Source organism: Pseudarthrobacter sp. NPDC058196, from assembly GCF_042882685.1.
GTDB lineage: Bacteria > Actinomycetota > Actinomycetes > Actinomycetales > Micrococcaceae > Arthrobacter.
Window position 1 is genome coordinate 60,704 of sequence record NZ_JBHVVN010000012.1, and the last position, 24,917, is coordinate 85,620.

The 24,917-nt window shown below is 63.9% G+C and carries 19 protein-coding genes; 1 reads left to right on the plus strand and 18 read right to left on the minus strand.

The genetic code is table 11. The annotated features are described in order from the left end of the window. From rplP to rpsJ, 9 genes are read right to left on the minus strand one after another with little or no spacing between them, the layout of a single operon-like run. Window positions 1-417, minus strand: a complete 417-nt coding sequence (gene rplP / locus ACFVVC_RS17430; RefSeq protein WP_015937848.1) for a 50S ribosomal protein L16 — start codon at window positions 415-417, stop codon at window positions 1-3. Continuing rightward, on the minus strand, window positions 418-1,248 hold the full coding sequence (rpsC, locus tag ACFVVC_RS17435) for a 30S ribosomal protein S3 (protein ID WP_018760453.1): 831 nt from the start codon (window positions 1,246-1,248) through the stop codon (window positions 418-420). Further along, the gene (gene rplV, locus ACFVVC_RS17440) at window positions 1,249-1,614 is read right to left on the minus strand and encodes a 50S ribosomal protein L22 (protein WP_009358304.1); all 366 of its coding nucleotides are present in this window, start codon (window positions 1,612-1,614) and stop codon (window positions 1,249-1,251) included. It abuts the gene before it with no gap. Between the two features lie 38 nt (window positions 1,615-1,652). Further along, complete coding sequence (rpsS, locus tag ACFVVC_RS17445; RefSeq protein WP_003803803.1) at window positions 1,653-1,934, minus strand: 30S ribosomal protein S19; 282 nt, start codon at window positions 1,932-1,934, stop codon at window positions 1,653-1,655. A gap of 12 nt (window positions 1,935-1,946) precedes the next feature. After that, complete coding sequence (rplB, locus tag ACFVVC_RS17450) at window positions 1,947-2,786, minus strand: 50S ribosomal protein L2 (protein WP_026264302.1); 840 nt, start codon at window positions 2,784-2,786, stop codon at window positions 1,947-1,949. Between the two features lie 29 nt (window positions 2,787-2,815). Beyond that, window positions 2,816-3,121, minus strand: a complete 306-nt coding sequence (gene rplW / locus ACFVVC_RS17455; protein WP_011692807.1) for a 50S ribosomal protein L23 — start codon at window positions 3,119-3,121, stop codon at window positions 2,816-2,818. After that, window positions 3,118-3,738 (minus strand): 50S ribosomal protein L4, encoded by a 621-nt coding sequence (rplD, locus tag ACFVVC_RS17460; RefSeq protein ID WP_387456027.1) that lies wholly within the window; start codon window positions 3,736-3,738, stop codon window positions 3,118-3,120. Before rplD ends, rplW begins: the two co-directional genes overlap by 4 nt. 4 nt (window positions 3,739-3,742) lie before the next feature. Next, window positions 3,743-4,393 (minus strand): 50S ribosomal protein L3, encoded by a 651-nt coding sequence (gene rplC / locus ACFVVC_RS17465; protein WP_387456030.1) that lies wholly within the window; start codon window positions 4,391-4,393, stop codon window positions 3,743-3,745. A 17-nt stretch (window positions 4,394-4,410) separates the two neighbouring features. Then, window positions 4,411-4,719 (minus strand): 30S ribosomal protein S10, encoded by a 309-nt coding sequence (gene rpsJ / locus ACFVVC_RS17470; RefSeq protein WP_003803825.1) that lies wholly within the window; start codon window positions 4,717-4,719, stop codon window positions 4,411-4,413. A gap of 395 nt (window positions 4,720-5,114) precedes the next feature. On the opposite strand from rpsJ, the gene ACFVVC_RS17475 reads away from it, so the two are divergent. Further along, window positions 5,115-6,551, plus strand: a complete 1,437-nt coding sequence (locus tag ACFVVC_RS17475) for a GH1 family beta-glucosidase (RefSeq protein WP_387456033.1) — start codon at window positions 5,115-5,117, stop codon at window positions 6,549-6,551. Between the two features lie 21 nt (window positions 6,552-6,572). Here the strand turns inward: ACFVVC_RS17475 and ACFVVC_RS17480 are convergent, their stop codons facing one another. The 9 genes from ACFVVC_RS17480 to rpoB all read right to left on the minus strand — a co-directional run bounded on the left by ACFVVC_RS17480 (window position 6,573) and on the right by rpoB (window position 24,866). After that, window positions 6,573-7,823, minus strand: a complete 1,251-nt coding sequence (locus ACFVVC_RS17480) for an Nramp family divalent metal transporter (protein WP_387456036.1) — start codon at window positions 7,821-7,823, stop codon at window positions 6,573-6,575. A gap of 105 nt (window positions 7,824-7,928) precedes the next feature. Then, entirely contained in the window at window positions 7,929-8,054 is a 126-nt protein-coding gene (locus ACFVVC_RS17485; protein WP_387456039.1) for a hypothetical protein, read from the minus strand. 29 nt (window positions 8,055-8,083) lie between these two features. Next, complete coding sequence (locus ACFVVC_RS17490; protein WP_387456042.1) at window positions 8,084-12,286, minus strand: hypothetical protein; 4,203 nt, start codon at window positions 12,284-12,286, stop codon at window positions 8,084-8,086. A gap of 149 nt (window positions 12,287-12,435) precedes the next feature. After that, on the minus strand, window positions 12,436-13,626 hold the full coding sequence (tuf, locus tag ACFVVC_RS17495; protein ID WP_018760460.1) for an elongation factor Tu: 1,191 nt from the start codon (window positions 13,624-13,626) through the stop codon (window positions 12,436-12,438). Window positions 13,627-13,891: 265 nt separating this feature from the next. Continuing rightward, window positions 13,892-16,006, minus strand: a complete 2,115-nt coding sequence (fusA, locus tag ACFVVC_RS17500) for an elongation factor G (protein ID WP_141942684.1) — start codon at window positions 16,004-16,006, stop codon at window positions 13,892-13,894. 69 nt (window positions 16,007-16,075) lie between these two features. Beyond that, window positions 16,076-16,546 carry a 30S ribosomal protein S7 gene (rpsG, locus tag ACFVVC_RS17505; protein ID WP_003803829.1) on the minus strand — a complete coding sequence of 157 codons (471 nt, stop codon included), beginning with the start codon at window positions 16,544-16,546 and terminating at the stop codon, window positions 16,076-16,078. Window position 16,547: 1 nt separating this feature from the next. Then, window positions 16,548-16,922, minus strand: coding sequence for a 30S ribosomal protein S12 (gene rpsL / locus ACFVVC_RS17510; protein ID WP_009358312.1), 375 nt, complete (start codon window positions 16,920-16,922; stop codon window positions 16,548-16,550). 387 nt (window positions 16,923-17,309) lie between these two features. Then, window positions 17,310-21,209 carry a DNA-directed RNA polymerase subunit beta' gene (locus ACFVVC_RS17515; RefSeq protein ID WP_387456047.1) on the minus strand — a complete coding sequence of 1,300 codons (3,900 nt, stop codon included), beginning with the start codon at window positions 21,207-21,209 and terminating at the stop codon, window positions 17,310-17,312. Window positions 21,210-21,356: 147 nt separating this feature from the next. After that, a complete protein-coding gene (gene rpoB / locus ACFVVC_RS17520) occupies window positions 21,357-24,866 on the minus strand; it encodes a DNA-directed RNA polymerase subunit beta (protein WP_018760463.1) in 3,510 nt (1,169 codons plus the stop codon). Window positions 24,867-24,917 lie beyond the last annotated feature (51 nt).

The following is a 24,917-nucleotide window of genomic DNA, read 5'->3' on the forward strand; positions in this document are numbered from 1 at the left end:
CTACTCACCACCTTCGCGACGCACAATGCGTGCCTTCAACGGCAGCTTGTGGATTGCCAGGCGCAGGGCCTCGCGAGCTACCTCTTCATTGACACCGGAGAGTTCGAACAGAACCCGGCCCGGCTTGACGTTGGCGACCCACCATTCCGGTGAACCCTTACCGGAACCCATGCGGGTTTCGGCAGGCTTCTTGGTCAGGGGACGGTCCGGGTAGATGTTGATCCAGACCTTACCGCCACGCTTGATGTGGCGGGTCATCGCGATACGGGCAGATTCGATCTGACGGTTGGTGACGTATGCCGGGCTCAGAGCCTGGATACCCCACTCACCGAACGAGACCTCGGTGCCGCCCGTGGCAGCGCCGGAACGACCCGGGTGGTGCTGCTTACGGTGCTTGACTCGACGTGGGATAAGCATTTAAGCCTGTCCTCCTTCTGCTGCTGCAGGTGCAGCTTCAGCTGCCGGAGCTTCGGCAGCAGGAGCTGCGTCAGCGGCCGGGCGGTCGTTGCGACGGCGGCGGTCACCGCGGTCGGCGCCACCCGGACGGCCGGGACGGTCGCCACGGTTGCCGCGGGACGGTGCCGAGGCAGCCTGGGCGGCCAGTTCCTTGGCAGTGACGTCACCCTTGTAGATCCAGACCTTCACGCCGATGCGACCGAAGGTGGTCTTGGCCTCGTAGAAGCCGTAGTCGATGTTCGCGCGGAGGGTGTGCAGGGGCACACGGCCTTCGCGGTAGAACTCCGAGCGGGACATTTCAGCGCCACCGAGGCGGCCCGAGCAGGCGATACGGATGCCCTTGGCACCTGCACGCTGTGCGGACTGCATGGCCTTCTTCATCGCACGGCGGAATGCCACGCGGGAAGTCAGCTGCTCTGCAACGCCCTGGGCCACAAGCTGGGCTTCCATCTCGGGGTTCTTGACCTCGAGGATGTTCAGCTGGACCTGCTTGCCGGTGAGCTTTTCGAGCTCGCCGCGGATGCGGTCTGCTTCTGCTCCACGGCGGCCGATGACGATGCCGGGACGGGCCGTGTGGATGTCCACGCGGACACGATCACGGGTGCGCTCGATCTCAACCTTGGCGATACCGGCGCGCTCCATGCCCGTGGACATGAGCTGGCGGATGCGGATGTCTTCGCGAACGAAGTCCTTGTACCGCTGGCCGGCCTTGGTGCTGTCAGCGAACCAGTGCGATACGTGATCGGTGGTGATGCCGAGTCGGAACCCGTGCGGGTTTACTTTCTGTCCCACTTAGCGAGCCTCCTCTTTCTCCGGGGTAGCGACTACCACGGTGATGTGGCTGGTGCGCTTCTTGATCTGAAATGCACGACCCTGGGCACGCGGCTGGAACCGCTTCATGGTCGGGCCTTCATCAACAAACGCTTCGCTGATGATGAGGTCACCTTCGTCAAACGCCACGCCGTCGCGGTCCGCGAGGACCCGGGCGTTGGAGATTGCCGACTGAACTACCTTGAATACCGGCTCCGAAGCTGCCTGGGGGGCAAACTTCAGAATTGCCAGAGCCTCATTCGCTTGCAATCCACGAACAAGGTTGACGACGCGCCGGGCCTTCATAGGCGTTACGCGGATGTGGCGCGCAATTGCCTTGGCTTCCATTGCTTTCCTTCTCTCGTCTTTGACGTAAACGCAGGCGCCTAGCGGCGCTTGCCCTTACGGTCGTCCTTGACATGGCCGCGGAATGTCCGCGTGGGAGCGAATTCGCCGAGCTTGTGCCCGACCATCGACTCAGTGACAAACACCGGGATGTGCTTGCGTCCGTCGTGTACGGCGATCGTGTGCCCGAGCATGTCGGGGATGATCATCGAACGGCGGGACCAGGTCTTGATGACGTTCTTGGTGCCCTTTTCGTTTTCCCTGGCGACCTTTACAAAGAGGTGCTGGTCAACGAAAGGACCTTTTTTCAGGCTGCGTGGCATGTGTCCAGGCTCCTATCGCTTGTTCTTGCCAGTACGACGGCGACGCACAATAAGCTTGTCGCTCTCTTTGTTCGGGCGGCGGGTGCGGCCTTCACGCTTACCGTTCGGGTTGACGGGGTTACGTCCACCGGACGTCTTACCCTCACCACCACCGTGCGGGTGGTCAACCGGGTTCATGGCGACACCACGGACGGTCGGGCGGACGCCCTTCCACCGCATACGGCCGGCCTTGCCCCAGTTGATGTTCGACTGCTCGGCGTTGCCGACCTCGCCGACGGTTGCGCGGCAGCGCACGTCAACGTTGCGGATTTCACCGGAAGGCAGGCGCAGCTGGGCGAAACGGCCTTCCTTGGCAACAAGCTGGATGGACGCACCGGCGGAGCGGCCCATCTTGGCGCCGCCGCCCGGACGCAGTTCAACTGCGTGGATGACGGTACCCACCGGGATGTTGAGCAGCGGCAGGTTGTTACCGGGCTTGATGTCAGCACCGGCACCTGCCTCAACAACGTCACCCTGGGAGAGCTTGTTGGGGGCGATGATGTAACGCTTGGTGCCATCAACGTAGTGCAGGAGGGCGATGCGAGCCGTGCGGTTCGGATCGTACTCGATTTCGGCAACGCGGGCGTTGACGCCGTCCTTGTCGTGGCGACGGAAGTCGATCAGACGGTACTGGCGCTTGTGTCCACCACCTTTGTGACGGGTGGTGATCTTACCGGTGTTGTTACGGCCGCCCTTCTTGGGCAGCGGACGTACCAACGACTTTTCCGGCGTCGACCGCGTGATTTCGATAAAGTCCGCTACGCTCGAGCCACGACGGCCCGGGGTAGTCGGCTTGTACTTACGGATTCCCATAATTTATTTCCTCGTTAAAGTGGTCTCCGCTACGCGAGCGGACCGCCGAAGATGTCGATGGTGCCTTCTTTGAGGGTGACAATCGCACGCTTGGTGTTCTTGCGGGTACCCCATCCGAATTTGGTGCGCTTGCGCTTACCGGCACGGTTGATGGTGTTGATCGATTCGACCTTGACGGAGAAGATCTTCTCCACGGCCAGCTTGATCTCGGTCTTGTTCGAACGGGGGTCCACCAGGAAGGTGTACTTGCCCTCGTCGATCAGGCCGTAGCTCTTTTCCGACACGACGGGTGCAAGCACGACGTCGCGGGGATCCTTGATGGTGGCTGCACTCACTTGGCATCCTCCTCGTTCTTAGCTGCCTTGGCGGCTACGAATGCTTCGTAGGCTGCCTTGGTGAAGACAACGTCATCGGAGACGAGAACGTCGTAGGTGTTCAGCTGGTCTGCGTACAGAACGTGAACGCCGGCGAGGTTGCGCACGGACAGTGCGGCAACATCGTTATCGCGCTCGATGACGACCAGCAGGTTCTTGCGGTCGGAAACACCGCGGAGCGTTGCCAGTGCGGTCTTGGCGGAAGGCTTGGAGCCTTCAACCAGTTCAGCGACAACGTGGATGCGTCCGTTGCGGGCCCGGTCGGAGAGTGCGCCGCGCAGTGCGGCAGCAATCATCTTCTTGGGGGTCCGCTGGCTGTAGTCACGCGGGGTGGGACCGTGGACAACGCCACCGCCGGTCATGTGAGGAGCACGGATGGAACCCTGACGGGCGCGGCCGGTGCCCTTCTGCTTGAACGGCTTGCGTCCTGCACCGGAAACTTCAGCGCGGGTCTTGGTCTTGTGGGTTCCCTGGCGTGCAGCAGCGAGCTGGGCAACGACAACCTGGTGCAGCAGCGGCACGTTGGTCTGAACGTCGAAGATCTCTGCAGGCAGGTCAACCTGGACAGTGTTAGCCATTGAACTAGGCTCCCTTCACGGCGGTGCGTACGAGGACGACCTGGCCGCGGGCACCGGGAACGGCACCCTTGATCAGGAGCAGCGACTTCTCGACGTCAACCGCGTGAACGGTGAGGTTCAGCGTGGTGTGACGAACGGCGCCCATGCGGCCGGCCATTTTCATGCCCTTGAAGACGCGGCTCGGGGTGGATGCGCCACCGATTGAACCGGGCTTACGGTGGTTCTTGTGGGCACCGTGGGAAGCTCCAACGCCGTGGAAGCCGTGACGCTTCATAACACCGGCGAAGCCCTTACCCTTGGTGGTGCCGATGACGTCGATCTTCTGGCCGGCTTCGAAGACCTCTACGGAGATCTCCTGGCCCAGCTCGTACTCGGCAGCATCTGCGGTACGAAGTTCGACGACGTGGCGGCGAGGCGTGACGCCTGCCTTTTCAAAGTGACCAGCCAGCGGCTTGGTGACCTTGCGGGGATCGATCTGGCCGTAGCCGATCTGAACGGCGACGTAGCCATCGGCCTCAGCGTTGCGCAGCTGGGTGATGACGTTCGAATCTGCCTGGACCACAGTGACGGGGATGAGCTTGTTGTTCTCGTCCCAGACCTGGGTCATGCCGAGCTTCGTGCCCAGCAGGCCCTTTACGTTACGGGTTGCGGTCATAGTCTCTCAGCACCTCCCTACAGCTTGATTTCGATGTTCACGTCGGCCGGCAGGTCGAGACGCATGAGCGAGTCGACGGCCTTCGGCGTGGGATCGATGATGTCGATAAGACGCTTGTGCGTGCGCATTTCAAAGTGCTCGCGGCTGTCCTTGTACTTGTGCGGAGAGCGGATCACGCAGTACACGTTCTTCTCCGTCGGCAGCGGCACGGGGCCAACTACCGTTGCGCCTGCGCGCGTGACCGTCTCAACGATCTTCCGTGCTGAAACGTCAATGACCTCGTGGTCGTATGACTTCAGCCGGATGCGGATTTTTTGTCCCGCCATGTCGCCTGACTCTCTTTCAGTCTGTGCTTCCCCGGTTTAGGGCTGCCCTGTTCACTTACTCGTTGTATGGCTGCCGAAGCATTTGAGGTCGTGACCACCATCCGCCGCACAAACTGAATCCGGATAAATCCGGGTTCCTCACCTTGCCGGCGTAACCGACCCCCGCGGTCGGGCGTGTCGCGCTGGGCGCGCATATGAATCCGCAGTTCCTTGGGGGTGGGTTATGTTTGGACTTCAGCTTGGACCCTGCACCCGGCATTATCCGGATCGGGACGCGAAGAAGCGCTTGAACAACTCATCTAGTATGCCGGAAAACCCCGCCAGAAGCGAATCGCCGCTTTTCAGGCGCGTGAACCGCCATTGCCGTGGAGGGGAAGCCACTGGATGATAGGGGCATGACCATGGAAGGCACGGAATCGGTGACCGAACTGGCCGGGCGGGTGCCGCCGTCGTTCACCCTGGGTGTTGCGGCAGCGGCGTTCCAGATCGAAGGCGCACTCAAGGCGGACGGTCGGGGTCCCTCCGGGTGGGACGCCTTCGCGGAAAAACCGGGGGCAATCCTGGACGGCCACTCCCCCGCCGTCGCCTGCGACCACTACAACAGGTTGCCCGAAGATGTGGCGCTGCTCAAGGAGCTTGGCGTTGGCTCCTACCGTTTCTCGCTCTCCTGGCCCCGCATCCAGCCCGACGGCCAGGGCAGCTTCAATGCCCAGGGGCTGGATTTCTACGACCGGCTGATCGACGAACTCCTCGCGGCCGGCATCTCCCCCATGGCCACTCTTTACCATTGGGACACCCCGTTACCGCTCGAGCATCGGGGCGGCTGGCTGAACCGGGACACGGCGCATCGCTTTGCCGAGTACGCCAGTGCGGCCGGCGAGCGGTTCGGGGACCGGGTGCCGCAGTGGGTCACCCTTAATGAGCCCGTCTCGGTGACCCTGAACGGCTATGCCTTGGGGGTGCATGCACCTGGACGCCGCCTGATGTTCGATGCCCTGCCCGCCATCCACAACCAGCTCCTGGCACACGGCATGGGAGTCCAGGCCCTGCGGGCCGCCGGGGTTGGCGGCGGCATCGGCTTGACGAACCTGCACTCACCGGTGAGGCCCGCGTCCCGGAAGATCGGCGACCGGATGGTTGCCCACCTGTACGACCTGCTGATGAACCGGCTGTACGCCGACCCCGTCCTGCTGGGCCGCTACCCGTCCTTGCCGTTGTATGCCAGGCCGTGGCTGCGTTCCATCGGCAGGATCTCCGACGCCGACCTGAAAACCATCCACCAGCCGCTGGATTTCTATGGGCTCAACTATTACTTCCCGGTCAAGGTGGCGCTCGGGCCCGGAATCACGCCCCTGCCGGCGGACATGCACCAGGAACTGGCCAAGCTTCCCTTCCACGAGGTGGGGTACCCGGAATACGGCAGCACCGGTTTCGGCTGGCCGGTGGCACCACACCACCTGGGTATCCTGCTGCAGGAAATGCGGGACCGCTACGGTAATGCCCTGCCGCCGGTGTACATCACCGAGGGCGGGGCAAGCTTCCCCGAGCCCGACCGCGTATCCGAGACATTGGACGACGCCGACCGGGTGGACTATTTGGCAACGCACCTGGGAACAGCACTGGAGGCCACGGCGCCCGGCGGTATTGCCGAGGGCGTGGACTTGCGCGGCTACTATGTGTGGACGCTGATGGACAACTTCGAATGGGCTGCCGGCTACTCGCAGCGTTTCGGCCTGGTGCATGTGGACTTTGAGACCCTTGAACGGACCCCTAAAAGGTCCTTCTACTGGTACCAGGCTCTCTCCCGGGCCCGGGGCCGCCGGGACAGCTAGCGCAGGGCTGCCGCCGCCGGCTCAGGCGTGTCCGGACACCGTGAGGACAATCAGGACGCAGTTCAGTCCGACGATCAGCGCGGCACTGGTCCAGCCGGCAATCCGCAGCGGCCTGGAGTCCACATGGATGCCCATCACCTCACGGCTGCCGGTGAGCCGGATCAGGGGGATCAGCGCGAATGGAATCCCGAAACTGAGGAGCACCTGGCTCAAGACGAGGGCGAGCGTCGGCTCAATCCCCGCGCCCAGGACCACCAGCGCCGGGATCAGGGTAATGATCCGCCGGACCAGGAGGGGCACCCTCACCTTCAACAGGCCGCCCATGATCGTGGCCCCGGCATAGCAGCCCACCGAGGTGGAGGCCAGGCCGGAGGCCAGCAGGCCCACGGCAAAGACGACGCCGATCACCGGGCCGAGTGCCGACGTCACGGCGGCATGCGCCCCGGCAATGGTCCCGGTTCCCTCCACGCCGCGGAGGCTGGTGGCGGCCAGCAGCAGCATGGCGATATTAACGATTCCGGCAAGGAGCAGGGCACCGGCGACGTCAACGCGCGTGGCCCGGATGAGCCTGGACCGCACCCCGGGGTCCGGCGAGAAGCCATGGCGGTCCCGCGCCAGGGCCGAGTGCAGGTAAATCGCGTGCGGCATGACCGTTGCCCCGAGCATGCTGGCGGCCAGCAGAACCGTATCTGTCCCCTCGAACCGCGGCACGAGGCCGGCCAGCGCACCCCCTGCGTCAGGTGGACTGACGAACAGGCCTGAGACGAACCCCACCGCTATCACGCCCAGGAGCGTCAGGATGGCGATCTCGAAGGACTTCTGGCCGCGGTGTGACTGGAGGGCCAGCAACAGCATGGAGGCGACGCCAATGATGAATCCACCGGCCAGCAGGGGCACTCCGAAAAGGAGGTTCAGCGCCACCGCGCCACCGATCACTTCGGCCATGTCCGTAGCCCCGGCCACAAGCTCGGCCTGGGCCCAGTAGGCGCGGCGGCGCCTGGTACCCAGCCGCTTGCCCAGGATTTCCGGCAGGCTCATGCCGGTGGCTAGACCAAGCTTTGCTGACTGGTACTGGACCAGCACCGCCATGGCGTTGGCGGCCACGAGGACCCACACGAGCAAGTACCCGAAGTTGGCCCCGGCCGTCAGGTTTGCGGCGACATTGCCCGGATCCACATAGGCGATGGCCGCCACGAAGGCAGGTCCGAGCAGCAGGAGGCGGGACCAGGCCTTGGGGGCGGCAGGGCCGGCCGTCAGTGTTGGAGCAGCCATCACGTGTCCTCGTCGTTGCGGGCATCAATAAGACGAGGATAGCGCGCATTTAGGTATACCGAAAAGTAGTACTACGGTATGCCAGCGAACCGGCGCGGCACTGTGTTACTGGTCCTTGTTGGACCTGTTGATCCGTTTGGCGCGGTCGATCTCGTGCCGGAAATACTTCTTGGCCCAGAACGCCCCGGCGACGACGGCAACCGCGATGATCAGGAAAATAAGCCACCCCATGATGGACTCCTTTCAGTGCTGAAACAGTATCAGGGCGCGTTCCCGGCCTTGTCCTCACCGGCCGTACTCCGGCTGAGGCGCCAGACCGCGAAACCAATAAGGCCGACGGCCACCACCGCCAGGAGTGCAAACGTGTACTGCCGCATTGCCCACAGGACGCAGACGGCAATCCCCGCCGCGCCCCACCTGACAAAGAGCCTGTCACCAAGGACCAGCCCTGCAACCATAAGCACAGCCAGCCACACCAGTACCCACAACTGCCGCGAGGCGTCGCCGCCGAAGACTGTGCCCGCCCCTGACAGGCTGAGCAACCCCGCGGCGGCACACGCGTAGCGCCGGCCGATGGTGGGACTGCCCGTCAGGTATCGCAGGCCGGCCAGTACGGCAGCCAGCAGCACGTACCACTGCACAACCCAGAAGGGGTCCACCTGGGAAACGGCGGGCCACGGCGGGAGTCCCCGGACTTTGCTGGACTCGAATATTGCCGCCCGCTGGACAGCAGCCACGATCACGATGGCGGCCAGTTCGGCTGCAGGCCTGCGCATGCGGGGTGCCGCTTCGACAACAGCAACAGCAGCGGCGGCAACGAGGACGCCCACACCGGTCCAGGCGGTGCCATCACGGTACAGGCCGGCAAGCGCTGCCAGGAGAAGGCCGCAAAAGGCGCCGCCGGCCAGGGACCAGCGCCGGAACGGATCCTGCGCCAGCGCCGAGGACCGTGCCCGGCGCACCGCATAGAGCCCCACTGCCGCTACGCCTGGGCCGGCCAGCCACGGCAGGTAAGGCGCCCACTCCCCCGGGCCTTCGCTCCCGGATTCTCCCAGCCACGCAGTCGCCAGCATGAGGGCTCCGCCGAGGACAGCGGCCGCAGCCGGCGGATAGAGGATCGGCATCGTTTCCACATGGGAAGCCGTCAGCAGGACCGCGGCAACAGCCAGCACGGCAGCGCCCGGAACCCAGTCGGCCGCCGGTGGCGACAAAGCCAACGCCGCAGCCGTGAATGTTCCTGCAACGGCGAGCCACAGGCGGCGCTCCGGGCCCGCCGTGGAGGCAATCCGCCGCCACTCCGGACCGGCCGCCGCTGCCGCAAGGCCCAGAAGCAGAAGCACAACGGCTGCCCCGGTGAAGCTGAGGGCTGGCCGGTCCCCGAAAGCAACCACCGGACTGAGGGACAAAACGCCGAAGAGCAGTCCGTAAACGCCGAAGTACAGTGCACCACGGGCAACGAACAGCCTCCGGGCAACGGCAGCCGACACCACCAGGAGCCCCAACTCAAGGAGCAATACCCAACGCCCCGCCCCGTCCATCCCGGTTCCGCCGCCCGGCAGCGGACCACTGAGGTTTATGCCAGGCCACAAAGCCCCGTGCTGCACGGCGTACACCAGGGGCAGCAGGGCCTGGCCTGCGAGGGTGATCCACACGGCGGCCTGTTGGAACGGCACGGCAGCAAGCCGGAAACGCATCATCCAGCGGATTACATGCTGGGCAGCAAGGACGAGCGCAAACGTTACGGAGACAGCGGCAGGTGACGCCGTCACGTCGTCGCTGAGCACCAAGGCAAGGACGGCAGTGAGAACGCGCGCAACAACGAAGTACCACCCTTTGCTCCGAGGCCGGGGCACTGCTGCCACCATGACGGCTGCAAACACTGCGAAGACACCCAGCAGAACCTCAACCACCCGGACATTTCCGAGGGAGAGGCCCGCGAGGGCCAGGAAGGACAGAGGGGCAAACACCACAGTGACCGGCTCAGTCCGCAGGACGTAGGCCGCCAGTGCGGCGGAAACTGCAGCTCCGGACACGGCCGCAAGATGCTGCCAGCTCCCGAAGGCTTGCTGCGCCAGGACGGCACAGGCGGCAAGCTGCAGCAGGATGACAACAGCAGCGTCGACCACTACGCCCGCGGGGACCCGCCGCAAGATTTTCCCGCCCAGGGGCAGGGCCAGCTGCGCGAACAGGGCGGCGACGAGGACGGTGGCTGGATGCAGCGCCTCCCCGCCGATAACCAGGCTGCCGGTGGTGTGCTGCAACTGCGAGAACGCCGTCAACACCAGTACGGTTCCTGCCGCCCGGGCTGCCCACCAATAAGCCCAGCGGTGCTCCAGCGCCGGGAGCCTGGGCGCAGAGGCCACCAGGTACGCCAGCAGCAGCAAGAGCACCAGGTTGCCGGCGCCCTCCGTAAGCCTGGCAAAGGCGAACGCCGCAAGCATCGCGGACACCACCGGCGCAAGGATCTCTCCGGCACCGGGCCGCCAGTTCCGCCAGTCCGCAGGTTTGCCGGTCAGCAACAAGCCGGCCACAAGGACAGCTGCGAGCTGGATCAGCACCGCTGCCCACGTCAGTGCCAGTGACCCGCGGCCCTCAAGTGACGAGACGCTGGCGATGCTTCCGAGGCCGAGAAGCGTGAAGCCGACCAGGCTCATGCCGGGCGCCAGGGCTCTTATTCCAAAACGCTGCATCGCCGCCGAGAGAAGTTGCTGTGCGGCAGCCACGATCAGCAACGTGAACCACACGGCCCGGTCCTGCACAGCGCCTTCGGTCACGGCTGCTGTCACGGCAGGAGCCAGCACCGTGCAGGCCAGGCGTGCGTTGAGCACCATGCGGTGGCGCAGCGCCCCGTCCGCCGCGTAGGCCCGGGCTGCCCAGAAAACGGCAGCCAGGGCGATCAGCACAGCAAACACGCCCTCACCGATGTGATGGCTGAGGACGGCTGCCAGCAACAGTGCCGGGACCGGCGCGATCTCCGCGCGGCCGCGAAGCCTGGCGGCCAGCGCGCAGCCCACGGCAAGGCTGAGCAGGGCCGGAAGCCACAAGGGCACAGGGGCGGCAGATATCCGAGCCGGCGGGAAGAAGCCCGCGACGACGATCGCCAGCGCATAGCCGGCCGTGGCTGCGAACTGGACGCCAAACGTGACGAATGCGTCACGCCGCCAGCGTGCCGTACCCGCATGCGGGCCGGCGTCGGCCGCCCCTTGGTGGGCGCCGGGCGCACCTGGTGCCCGCGTGATCCAGGCTTCCAGGCGCGCACCCATGAACGCAACGGCCACGGACTGGGCGCCGGCCACAACGCCAAGGGTGAACAGGGCGACGGTCCCGCGGCCCGTCAGGTGCCAGATCCCGACGGCGGCCGCGATTGAAAGTGCCACCCCGGCGGCCCTGAAATATGCCAGCCGTAGAACGGCCGTGGCCACTGCAAACAAGGCGAAGTATGCCCCGCAGGCACCGAGGACAAGCGCATACTCTGCTTTGGTCAACCCCGGGCCAGCCGGCAGGAGCGGTGACAAAGTGGCTGCGGCGGCGACACCTGGCACCAAATAGGGGTGCAGCGCGGTAAGCGGCCCGGCGAAGAGGGGCGGCAGCCAGGCCGGGCGCACGAGCGACAACATCGTGAAGGCCAGGGCCACGCTGATCAGGGCCGCGAAATACCAAACGAGTGCTCCCCCAAGGACAGCAACCCCCGACCAGGCGCTCGACACCACGAACGTCAAAGAGAGATATGTCAGGACTTTGCTCTCAAGCCTGATGGCGGCCGCCACATAGGCGGCGGTCCCCACGACGGACGTCAGCAACCAGGTGGCGGGCCCGTTATGCCAGGCGAAGTTGTACAGTGCCAGGCCCGAAACCGGCACCAGCGCAAGGCCGGTCCCCGTAAAGGCGACGGCGGCGGGCCTTAACCGGGCGATCTTCGCATGCAGGCCGAAGCCCAGGCTGTAGAACATCGCGGTGACGGCCCCAACGCCGACAAAGCGCAGCATCGGGGGCAGACCGCTGCCGACGAAGAGAGCCGCGGCCGCCACTAGGAGCAAGCTCGCGACGTAGAGCGTGATGTTGATGTTCTGCCGGTCCCGGCGTTCCCTGCGCGCCTGGCGCTCAGCAGCCGTGCCGGCTCGCGGCACGCCCCGGGCACCGGACGGCACTGGCGCGGAGAGCCGTGGCTGCACCGCCCGTCCGGGGTCAACGACGGCTCGGGACCTGCCGGCGTCGGGCGGGCCGGTCCGCGCCGAGGGCGCCGGCGCTTCCTGCCCGGAGGGCGTATGCGCGGAGAATGCTGCGGTGGCTGGGGCAGGGGCAGGAGCGGCCCCTGCCATAAGGGCCTGTGCCGGGTGCACTTCCTGCGGCGCGGGTTGGTCCGGGGCCGCCGGGTGCCGCATCTGCTCTACCTGCGCTATGGCGTCCAGCCAACCCTGCAGGTGTCCGGCGCGGTACCCTGCGGCATACGACTCGTCCCTCATGTCAGGCCTTCTTCCATCAGGCAACACTGATTCACGGATTTATCCAACGACTGGATAAACAGTAGCAAAAGAAAACCCCGCTGCACTGGGCAGCGGGGTTTTCTGTGGATTACCGAATCAATGATTCGGTAATCCGAGATCAGCAGAAACTACTTGATGATCTTGGTGACACGTCCCGAACCAACGGTGCGGCCGCCTTCACGGATTGCGAAGCCGAGGCCCTCTTCCATTGCGATGGGCTGGATGAGCGCAACGGTCATCTCAGTGTTGTCGCCGGGCATAACCATTTCCGTGCCCTCGGGCAGGGTGATAACGCCGGTTACGTCCGTGGTGCGGAAGTAGAACTGCGGGCGGTAGTTGGAGTAGAACGGGTTGTGACGTCCGCCTTCGTCCTTGGAGAGGATGTAGACGTTTGCCTCGAAGTCGGTGTGCGGGGTGATGGAACCCGGCTTGACGACAACCTGGCCACGCTCGACATCGTCGCGCTTCAGACCGCGGAGCAGGAGGCCACAGTTCTCGCCGGCCCATGCTTCGTCGAGCTGCTTGTGGAACATCTCGATACCGGTAACCGTGGTCTTCTGGACCGGGCGGATGCCGACGATCTCGACCTCGGAGTTGATGGCGAGGGTTCCACGCTCGGCGCGGCCCGTAACAACGGTGCCACGACCGGTGATGGTGAAGACATCTTCGATCGGCATCAGGAACGGCTTGTCGCGGTCACGTACGGGGTCCGGAACGGACTCGTCGACTGCGGCCATCAGGTCCTCAACGGACTTGACCCACTCGGGGTCGCCTTCCAGGGCCTTCAGGCCGGAAACGCGGACAACCGGTGCGTTGTCGCCATCGAAGCCCTGCGAGCTCAGGAGCTCACGAACTTCCATTTCGACGAGGTCGAGGAGCTCTTCGTCGTCAACCATGTCTGCCTTGTTCAGCGCGACCAGCAGGTAGGGAACACCAACCTGGCGGGCCAGCAGAACGTGCTCGCGGGTCTGAGCCATCGGGCCGTCGGTAGCAGCAACCACGAGGATTGCGCCGTCCATCTGGGCAGCACCGGTGATCATGTTCTTGATGTAGTCAGCGTGGCCGGGGGCGTCAACGTGTGCGTAGTGACGCTTCTCGGTCTGGTACTCCACGTGGGAGATGTTGATGGTAATACCGCGCTGACGCTCTTCGGGTGCAGAGTCGATCGACGCGAAGTCACGCTTCTCGTTGAGAGTCGGGTACTTGTCGTACAGCACCTTGGAAATGGCGGCCGTCAGCGTCGTCTTACCGTGGTCAACGTGACCAATGGTGCCGATGTTGACGTGCGGCTTAGTCCGCTCGAACTTTGCCTTTGCCACAGGTTCCTCCTAGAACGTTTTCAAATGACATACCCTCCTGCCGCACTTGTCGCGGCAGAAACTCAGGTAAGTCTACTTGGGGGGCTTTGGATTGGTGAAATTGCAGATTCAGGAACTAATACTAGTCCCTAGAGCCTGTTCGTGCAGATGGCCGGAGACCGGCTTGACCGGACGAATCCGACCGTGCCCCGGCCACCTGCACCGGCTGTGCTTTCCGTAACCGGCAAGCGCACCCGAGTTTGTTCGCGGTGAAAAGTCCGAGGGACTATTCGCCGCGGGTCTTCTGGATGATCTCGTCGGCAACTGCCTTCGGGACCTCGGCGTAGCTGTTGAACGTCATGGAGTACACAGCACGGCCCTGGGTCTTCGAGCGCAGGTCACCGATGTAGCCGAACATGCCGGACAGCGGGACGTGCGCACGGATGACCTTGACGCCCTGTGCATCTTCCATGGACTGCATCTGGCCACGGCGGGAGTTGAGGTCACCGATAACTTCACCCATGTATTCCTCAGGGGTGCGGACCTCGACATCCATCAGCGGTTCAAGCAGAACCGGGTTCGCCTTACGCGCAGCTTCCTTGAAAGCCATGCGGCCGGCGATCTTGAACGCCATTTCCGAAGAGTCAACATCGTGGTAAGCGCCGTCAATCAGCGTTGCCTTGATGCCGACCACCGGGTAGCCGGCCAGGACGCCGTCGTTCAGCGCATCCTGGATGCCGGCGTCAACGGACGGGATGTACTCGCGGGGAACACGGCCACCGGTGACCTTGTTCTCGAACTCGTACAGCTCGCCTTCGGCGGTGTCCAGCGGCTCGATCGCGATCTGGATCTTTGCGAACTGGCCCGAACCACCGGTCTGCTTCTTGTGCGTGTAGTCGTGGCGTTCGACGGCGCGCTTGATGGTTTCGCGGTAAGCAACCTGCGGCTTGCCAACGTTGGCCTCGACCTTGAATTCGCGGCGCATGCGGTCCACCAGGATGTCCAGGTGGAGTTCGCCCATGCCGGCGATGATGGTCTGGCCGGTGTCTTCGTTGAGGGACACCTGGAAGGTGGGGTCCTCAGCGGAGAGCTTCTGGATAGCCGTGGAGAGCTTCTCCTGGTCACCCTTGGTGTTCGGCTCGATGGCAACCGAGATCACGGGCTCCGGGAAGCTCATGGACTCGAGCACGATCTGGTTGTTGGCATCGCACAGGGTATCGCCCGTGGTGGTGTCCTTCAGACCGATGGCTGCGTAGATGTGGCCGGCGGTAGCGCCCTCGACGGGCATTTCCTTGTTGGCGTGCATCTGGAACAGCTTGCCGATGCGCTCCTTCTTGCCCTTGGTGGAGTTGACCACCTGGGCGCCTGCTTCCACGTGACCGGAGTACACGCGGATGAAGGTGAGCTGGCCGAAGAAGGGGTGGGCCGCAATCTTGAATGCCAGAGCCGAGAAGGGCTCTTCGGCGGAAGGCTTGCGGGTCAGTTCCTTCTCTTCGTCGCGAGGATCGTGACCGACCATCGGGGGGACGTCGAGCGGGTTCGGCAGGTAGTCCACCACGGCATCGAGCATCGGCTGGACGCCACGGTTCTTGAAGGCGGAGCCACAGAAGATCGGGTACAGCTCGGAGTTGATGGTCATCTTGCGGATGCCGGCCTTGAGCTCGTCAATCGAGATCTCTTCACCCTCGAGGTACTTCTCCATGAGTTCCTCGGAGGACTCGGCGACCGTCTCAACGAGGTTCGCGCGGTACTCTTCAGCCTTTTCCTGGAGGTCAGCCGGGATCTCGCGGATCTCGTACTTGGCACCCATGGTCACGTCGCCCTTGGCGTCGCCCGGCCAAACCAGGGCACGCATGTAAAGCAGATCGACGACGCCGATGAAGTCGTTCTCGGCACCGATCGGCAGCTGCATGACCAGCGGCTTGGCGCCGAGGCGGCTGATGATGGTGTCTACGGTGAAGTAGAAGTCAGCACCGAGCTTGTCCATCTTGTTGACGAAGCAGATACGAGGAACGTTGTACTTGTCAGCCTGGCGCCAAACGGTCTCCGACTGCGGCTCAACGCCTTCCTTGCCATCGAAAACGGCAACTGCACCGTCGAGGACGCGCAGGGAACGCTCAACCTCAACCGTGAAGTCCACGTGGCCGGGGGTGTCGATGATGTTGATCTGGTTGTTCTCCCAGAAGCAGGTCACGGCGGCAGACGTGATGGTGATGCCGCGTTCCTTTTCCTGTTCCATCCAGTCAGTGGTCGAAGCGCCGTCGTGCGTTTCGCCGATCTTGTGGTTCACACCCGTGTAGAACAGGATGCGCTCGGTTGTGGTGGTCTTGCCGGCATCAATGTGGGCCATGATGCCGATGTTGCGGACCTTACTAAGGTCGGTAAGCACGTCCTGTGCCACGGGGTCTCCTTTTGGGATGGACTACACGTTCGCCGCCGGCTCTGTTGAGCCGGCGGCGCCCGGGGAGTATTACCAGCGGTAGTGTGCGAAGGCCTTGTTGGACTCGGCCATCTTGTGGGTGTCTTCGCGACGCTTCACAGCGGCACCGAGACCATTGGACGCGTCCAGGATTTCGTTCTGGAGGCGCTCGGTCATCGTCTTTTCGCGGCGGGCCTTGGAGTACCCAACCAGCCAGCGCAGGGCGAGTGCGGTGGAGCGGCCCGGCTTGACCTCAACCGGAACCTGGTAGGTGGCGCCACCGACGCGGCGGGAGCGAACCTCAAGCGAAGGCTTGACGTTGTCCATGGCCTTCTTCAGCGCTGCGACGGGGTCGCCACCGGACTTGGCGCGTGCGCCTTCGAGGGCACCGTAGACGATGCGCTCTGCAGTGGACTTCTTGCCGTCAACAAGCACCTTGTTGATGAGCTGGGTTACCAGCGGGGAGCCGTAAACCGGATCCGAAACGAGCGGCCGCTTGGGGGCCGGACCCTTGCGAGGCATATTACTTCTTCTCCATCTTTGCGCCGTAGCGGCTGCGGGCCTGCTTACGGTTCTTCACGCCCTGGGTATCAAGGGCGCCACGGACGATCTTGTAGCGGACACCGGGGAGGTCCTTAACACGACCACCGCGGACGAGCACAATGGAGTGCTCCTGCAGGTTGTGGCCAACACCGGGGATGTAGGCGGTAACTTCCACGCCGCCGTTGAGGCGAACACGCGCCACCTTACGCAGGGCCGAGTTCGGCTTCTTCGGGGTGGTGGTGTAAACGCGGGTGCAAACACCGCGGCGCATGGGGCTGCCCTTAAGCGCGGGAGCCTTGGTCTTTGAGACCTTAGGCGTGCGGCCCTTGCGGACCAGCTGGTTAATCGTAGGCACTCTCGTGTTCTCCGTTTTATCCGGAGTGGCTGTTTCCGGCCACTCTCTTGTTGCGTTGCCCCGCCGCCCGGGCCCTGAAGAGGATCTCCATGGCGGCGAAGGCGAAGCCTTTAATAGTCGGATCGCATACCGGGAGGGAGCTTGCGATCCCATCAGTCCCTAGGCATGCAAAAATGTGGCATACGTTGCACAAGAACCCTGCAAACCGGAAACGTCGCTCTGGTTCAGCCTTTCAGCTGATACCGGCGCACTCATCCACTGCCACAATAACAATTGGTATCCAGTCTACCACGGACAGTGTCCAGGCCTTAATCGACGGGTTAAACGGGGATGGTCCCGCACCGTGCGGTGCGGGACCATCCCTTTCGGCTCAGCCGGCCTCGGCGGTTAGCGGAAGTCGTTACCGAGATCGTAGTCATCCAGCGGGATGGCGTGGAACTCGGGAGCTCCATCACCGCCCAGGGTGTCGTACGAGAAATCGCTGAATGCGCTGGGGCCGGTGAACAGGTTGGCCTTCGCTTCTTCAGTGGGCTCGACGGTGACCTCCGTGTAGCGCGGGAGGCCCGTGCCGGCGGGGATCAGCTTACCGATGATGACGTTCTCCTTCAGGCCAAGCAGCGGATCGCTCTTGCCTTCCATGGCCGCCTGCGTCAGGACGCGGGTGGTCTCCTGGAAGGAAGCGGCCGAGAGCCAGGACTCGGTGGCCAGCGACGCCTTGGTGATACCCATGAGCTCGGGACGTCCGGAAGCCGGAGTCTTGCCCTCGGACACAACGCGGCGGTTGGCCTCCTCGAACCGGCTCCGCTCGGCGAGCTCGCCGGGCAGCAGGTCCGATTCGCCGGACTCGATGACCGTGACGCGGCGCAGCATCTGGCGGACGATAACCTCGACGTGCTTGTCGTGGATACCGATGCCCTGGCTGCGGTACACGCCCTGGACCTCGTCCACCAGGAACTTCTGGGCGGCACGCGGACCCATGATGCGCAGGACCTGCTTGGGGTCAACGGGACCGTTGATCAGCTTCTGGCCGACGGTGACGTGGTCGCCGTCTTCGATGAGCAGGCGTGAACGGCGCAGGACCGGGTAAGCGATCTCTTCCGTTCCGTCATCCGGAGTGATGACCAGGCGCATCTGGCGCTCGGACTCTTCGATGGTGATGCGGCCGGCTGCTTCAGCAATGGGCGCGACACCCTTCGGAGTACGGGCTTCGAAGAGCTCCTGGATACGGGGCAGACCCTGGGTGATGTCGTCGCCACCGCCGGCGGAAACAGCACCACCGGTGTGGAACGTACGCATGGTCAGCTGGGTACCGGGCTCACCGATGGACTGTGCGGCGATGATGCCCACGGCCTCGCCGATGTCCACGGTCTTGCCGGTGGCCAGGGAACGGCCGTAGCACAGGGCGCAGGTGCCGACGCTGGACTCACAAGTGAGTACAGACCGGACCTTGACCTCGGTGATGCCTGCCTTGAAGAGTTCAGCGATGACGACGTCGCCGCAGTCGGTGCCGGCGGCTGCCAGGACATTGCCCTTGGAGTCCACGACGTCGACTGCCAGCGTACGGGCGTAGGCGCTGTTCTCCACGTTCTCGTCCAGGACGAGCTCGCCGTTGGAATCGGCGACGGCGATGGGCGTGACCAGGCCGCGCTCGGTGCCGCAGTCCTCTTCACGGACGATGACGTCCTGCGAGACGTCCACCAGACGACGGGTCAGGTAACCCGAGTTGGCGGTACGCAGGGCGGTATCGGCCAGGCCCTTACGGGCACCGTGCGTGGCGATGAAGTATTCCAGCACCGACAGGCCCTCACGGTAGGAGGACTTGATGGGGCGCGGGATGATCTCACCCTTCGGGTTGGCCACCAGGCCACGGATACCCGCGATCTGGCGGACCTGCATCCAGTTACCACGTGCACCGGAGGACACCATGCGGTTGATGGTGTTCATCGGGGACAGGCTTTCACGCATCACCGAGGCGATGTCGTTGGTGGCCTTGTTCCAGATCTCGATCAGTTCCTGGCGACGCTCGTCGTCGTCGATCAGGCCCTTGTCGTACTGGCCCTGGATCTTTGCGGCCCGTTCCTCGTAACCGGCAAGGATCGCCGGCTTGGCAGCCGGGACCTCGATGTCGGAGATGGCAACCGTGACGCCTGAGCGGGTGGCCCAGTAGAAACCGGCATCCTTCAGGTTGTCCAGCGTTGCCGCGGTGACGACCTTCGGGTAGCGCTCGGCGAGGTCGTTGACGATGCGGGACAGTTCGCCCTTGTCGGCAACCGCCTCAACCCAGGGGTAGTCCTCGGGCAGGGTCTCGTTGAAGAGGACCTGGCCCAGGGAGGTCTGGACGAGAGCGGGCTGACCCTGCTCCCAACCTTCCGGAGCTTCCCAGCCGGCGTAGGGCACAAAGCCTTCGAGCCGGATCTTGACCTGCGAGTTCAGGTGCAGCTCGCGGGCGTCGAACGCCATGATGGCTTCCGAAACCGAACCGAAGATGCGGCCTTCACCGGCTGAACCCTTGCGCTTGGTGGTCAGGTGGTAGAGGCCGATGATCATATCCTGCGAGGGCAGGGTGACCGGGCGTCCGTCGGAGGGCTTCAGGATGTTGTTCGAAGACAGCATCAGGATGCGGGCCTCAGCCTGCGCTTCGGGGCTCAGCGGCAGGTGGACTGCCATCTGGTCGCCGTCGAAGTCGGCGTTGAACGCGCCACAAACCAGCGGGTGCAGCTGGATTGCCTTGCCTTCAACGAGCTGCGGCTCGAACGCCTGGATACCCAGGCGGTGCAGGGTAGGTGCACGGTTGAGCAGCACCGGGTGTTCGGTGATGATCTCTTCGAGCACATCCCAAACCTGCGGGCGGTAGCGCTCCACCATCCGCTTGGCCGACTTGATGTTCTGGGCGTGGTTGAGGTCAACCAGGCGCTTCATCACGAACGGCTTGAAGAGCTCCAGGGCCATCTGCTTGGGCAGGCCGCACTGGTGCAGCTTCAGCTGCGGGCCGACGACGATGACCGAACGGCCGGAGTAGTCGACGCGCTTGCCGAGGAGGTTCTGGCGGAAACGACCCTGCTTGCCCTTGAGCATGTCGCTCAGGGACTTCAGCGGACGGTTGCCCGGTCCTGTGACCGGACGGCCGCGGCGGCCGTTGTCGAAGAGGCTGTCAACAGCTTCCTGAAGCATGCGCTTCTCGTTGTTGACGATGATCTCCGGGGCCCCGAGGTCAAGCAGGCGCTTGAGGCGGTTGTTCCGGTTGATCACGCGGCGGTAGAGGTCGTTGAGGTCGGAGGTCGCGAAGCGGCCACCGTCCAGCTGGACCATCGGGCGCAGTTCCGGCGGGATCACCGGGACGGCGTCCAGCACCATGCCGAGCGGGCTGTTGTTGGTGGTCAGGAACGCATTGACCACCTTCAGGCGCTTGAGGGCGCGGGTCTTGCGCTGGCCCTTGCCGTTGGCGATGATGTCGCGCAGCAGGTCGGACTCGGCCTGCATGTCGAAGTTCTCAAGGCGCTTCTTGATGGCTTCGGCACCCATGGAGCCTTCGAAGTACATGCCATACCGGTCGCGCAGTTCACGGTACAGGCCTTCGTCACCTTCGAGGTCGGCGACCTTCAGGTTCTTGAAGCGGTCCCAGACCTGCTCGAGGCGCTCGATGTCGGCGTCGGCACGCTTGCGCACGTTGGCCATCTGGCGGTCGGCGGAGTCGCGGGCCTTCTTCTTGTCGGCTGCCTTGGCGCCTTCGCCCTCAAGGCGTGCGATTTCGCCTTCGAGGTCGCGGGCGATCGCGGCGATGTCGGCGTCGCGGTTGTCGATCAGCTGCTTCTTCTCGATGTCGTGCTCAACCTGCAGGTTGGGCAGTTCCTCGTGGCGCGCAGCCTCGTCGACGCTGGTGATCATGTAGGCAGCGAAGTAGATGACCTTTTCAAGGTCCTTCGGAGCCAGGTCAAGGAGGTAGCCCAGGCGGGACGGAACACCCTTGAAGTACCAGATGTGCGTGACGGGAGCGGCCAGCTCGATGTGGCCCATGCGCTCACGGCGGACCTTGGCGCGGGTGACTTCGACGCCACAGCGCTCACAGATGATGCCCTTGAAGCGCACGCGCTTGTACTTGCCGCAGTAGCACTCCCAGTCCCGGGACGGGCCGAAGATCTTCTCGCAGAAGAGGCCGTCCTTCTCGGGCTTGAGCGTGCGGTAGTTGATGGTTTCCGGCTTCTTAACCTCGCCGTACGACCAGCCGCGGATGTCTTCCGCGGTGGCGAGGCCGATCTGCATGAGGCCGAAGGAGGATTCGCTGGACATATGGTCCCTGTTCTCTCTTGTTCTCTAAATTCTGAAGTCTTGACGGCGCCGGGGTTTCGACAGGCTCTACCACCGGGCGCCCTGGTTGCGGGAGGAGGGAGGTGGGGTACGACGGCGGGTGGGCACCCGCCGTCGTACGCCCGCCTGCTAAACCTCTTCTACGGAGCTGGGCTCTGCGCGAGACAGATCGATGCCCAGTTCTTCCGCAGCCGTGAAGACTGCGTCATCAGAGTCACGCATTTCAATTGTGGTTCCGTCCGTGGAAAGCACTTCCACGTTCAGGCACAGCGACTGCATTTCCTTGATCAAGACCTTGAAGGATTCGGGAACGCCCGGCTCGGGGATGTTCTCGCCCTTGACGATCGCTTCGTAGACCTTCACACGACCGTGGATATCGTCCGACTTGATCGTGAGCAGTTCCTGGAGCGTGTAGGCAGCGCCGTAAGCTTCGAGCGCCCACACTTCCATTTCACCGAAGCGCTGGCCGCCGAACTGTGCCTTACCACCCAGCGGCTGCTGCGTGATCATGGAGTACGGGCCGGTGGAGCGCGCGTGGATCTTGTCGTCCACCAGGTGGTGGAGCTTCAGGATGTACATGTAGCCGACCGAGATCGGATCCGGGAACGGCTCGCCGGAGCGGCCGTCAAACAGGCGGGTCTTGCCCGAGGAGTTGATCAGGCGGTCACCGTCGCGGGTCACGTTGGTGGAATCCAGCAGGCCCGTGATTTCCTCTTCGCGGGCACCGTCGAATACCGGCGTGGCAACAGTGGTGGGGCCACTCTCGCGCGGCAGGTTCGGCAGCTGCTTGACCCACTCGGGCTCGCCTTCGATCTTCCAACCGGTCTTGGCAACCCAGCCGAGGTGCGTTTCGAGCACCTGGCCCACGTTCATACGGCCCGGAACACCCAGCGGGTTCAGGACGATGTCAACGGGGGTGCCGTCGGCAAGGAAGGGCATGTCCTCGACGGGGAGGATCTTGGAGATAACACCCTTGTTGCCGTGGCGGCCGGCGAGCTTGTCGCCGTCGGTGATCTTGCGCTTGGCAGCCACGTAGACACGAACCAGCTGGTTCACGCCCGGGGGCAGCTCGTCGTCGTTGTCGCGGTCGAAGACGCGGACGCCGATGACGGTGCCGGACTCGCCGTGCGGCACCTTCAGCGAGGTGTCGCGCACTTCGCGGGACTTCTCACCGAAGATGGCGCGCAGCAGGCGCTCTTCCGGGGTCAGCTCGGTTTCACCCTTCGGGGTGACCTTTCCGACCAGGATGTCGCCTGCTTCAACCTCGGCACCGATGTGGATGATGCCGCGCTCGTCCAAACCGGCGAGGACTTCCTCGGACACGTTGGGGATGTCACGGGTGATCTCCTCGGCACCAAGCTTGGTGTCGCGGGCATCGATCTCGTGCTCCTCGATGTGGATGGAGGAGAGGACGTCCTCGGCAACGATGCGCTGCGAGAGGATGATGGCGTCCTCGAAGTTGTGGCCTTCCCATGACATGAATGCCACGAGCAGGTTCTTGCCCAGTGCGAGTTCACCCTGGTCCGTTGCCGGACCGTCGGCGATGATGCCGCCGACTTCCAGGCGCTGGCCTTCGTTCACCAGGACGCGGTGGTTGTAGCAGTTGCCCTGGTTGGAGCGGGCGAACTTGTTGATGCGGTAGTTGGTCTCGGTGCCGTCGTCGTTGAGCATGATGACGAGCTCGGCGGAAACCTCGGTGACCACACCGGCCTTCTTGGCGATGACAACGTCACCTGCGTCGACGGCGGCGGCGCGTTCCATGCCGGTACCCACGAACGGGGCCTCGGAACGGACCAGCGGCACGGCCTGGCGCTGCATGTTGGCACCCATGAGTGCACGGTTGGCGTCGTCGTGCTCCAGGAACGGGATCAGGGCGGTTGCCACGGACACCATCTGGCGCGGGGAAACATCCATGAACTCGACGTCCGCGGCGGGAACCAGGACGGGCTCGCCTCCACCACCACGGGCACGGACCAGGACGGTGTCCTCGGCGAACTTGTTGTTCTCGTCCAGCGGGGCGTTGGCCTGCGCGATCAGCACCTCGGCCTCGTCGTCGGCAGTCAGGTACTGGACGTCGTCGGACACGACGCCGTCCTTGACCAGCCGGTACGGGGTTTCGATGAAACCGAACGGGTTGATGCGGCCATAGGATGCCAGCGAACCGATCAGGCCGATGTTCGGGCCTTCAGGGGTTTCGATGGGGCACATACGTCCGTAGTGGGACGGGTGCACGTCACGGACTTCCATGCCGGCACGGTCACGGGACAGACCACCGGGGCCAAGCGCGGACAGGCGGCGCTTGTGGGTCAGGCCCGAGAGCGGGTTGTTCTGGTCCATGAACTGGGACAGCTGGGACGTTCCGAAGAACTCCTTGATGGCTGCAACCACGGGCCGGATGTTGATCAGGGTCTGCGGCGTGATGGCCTCAACGTCCTGGGTGGTCATACGCTCGCGGACGACGCGCTCCATGCGGGAGAGGCCGGTGCGGACCTGGTTCTCGATGAGCTCGCCGACGGCGCGGATGCGGCGGTTGCCGAAGTGGTCGATGTCGTCGATTTCGACGCGCAGGTCCACTTCCTGGCCATCGCGGGTGCCCTTGATGGTCTTCTCGCCGGCGTGCAGCGCGACGAGGAACTTGATCATGGCAACGATGTCTTCAACGTGCAGGACCGAGGCTTCCTTGTCTCCAAGGGAGCGGTCAATGCCGAGCTTGCGGTTGATCTTGTAGCGGCCAACCTTGGCCAGATCGTAGCGCTTGGAGTTGAAGTACAGGTTGTCCAGCAGTGACTGGGCGGCCTCGACGGTGGGCGGCTCGCCCGGACGGAGCTTGCGGTAGATGTCCAGCAGGGCGTCTTCGCGGGTCTCGGTGGCGTCCTTCTCCAGGGTTGCCCGCATGGAGTCGTACTGGCCGAACTCTTCGAGGATCTGGCCTTCGGTCCAGCCGAGGGCCTTGAGCAGGACGGTGACGGACTGCTTGCGCTTGCGGTCGAGGCGGACACCGACCTGGTCGCGCTTGTCGATCTCGAGCTCGAACCACGCACCGCGGGACGGGATGATCTTGGCGGTGAAGATGTCCTTGTCGCTGGTCTTGTCAGCGGCGCGCTCGAAGTAGGCGCCCGGCGAACGGACCAGCTGGGAGACGACGACACGCTCGGTGCCGTTGACCACGAAGGTGCCCTTTTCGGTCATCAGCGGGAAATCGCCCATGAACACGGTCTGCTGCTTGATTTCGCCCGTGTTGTTGTTCATGAACTCGGCCTTGACGTACAGCGGTGCCGAGTACGTTGCGTCCCGGTCCTTGCACTCGGCCATGGTGTATTTAGGGTCAGCGAACTCCGGATCGGAGAAGCTCAAGGACATGGTGCCCTGGAAGTCCTCGATCGGGGAGATCTCTTCGAAGATGTCCGACAGGCCGGACGTGGTGGCGACGCTGAGATCGTTTTCTTCGACAGCCTTTGCCACGCGTGCCTGCCAGCGCTCATTGCCGACCAGCCAGTCGAAGCTGTCTGTCTGCAGGGCAAGCAGATTCGGAACGTCAAGAGGTTCGTGAATCTTTGCGAATGAGAGCCGGCGAGTGGCACCATCAGTGCTGTCGGCGGTGTTAGCGGTTTCGTTATTAGAGGTGCTCGAGGCGACCAAGAGGGATCCTTCCACAGACCTTCAGGCGTTTTCAGATCTCCCCCGCTGTGC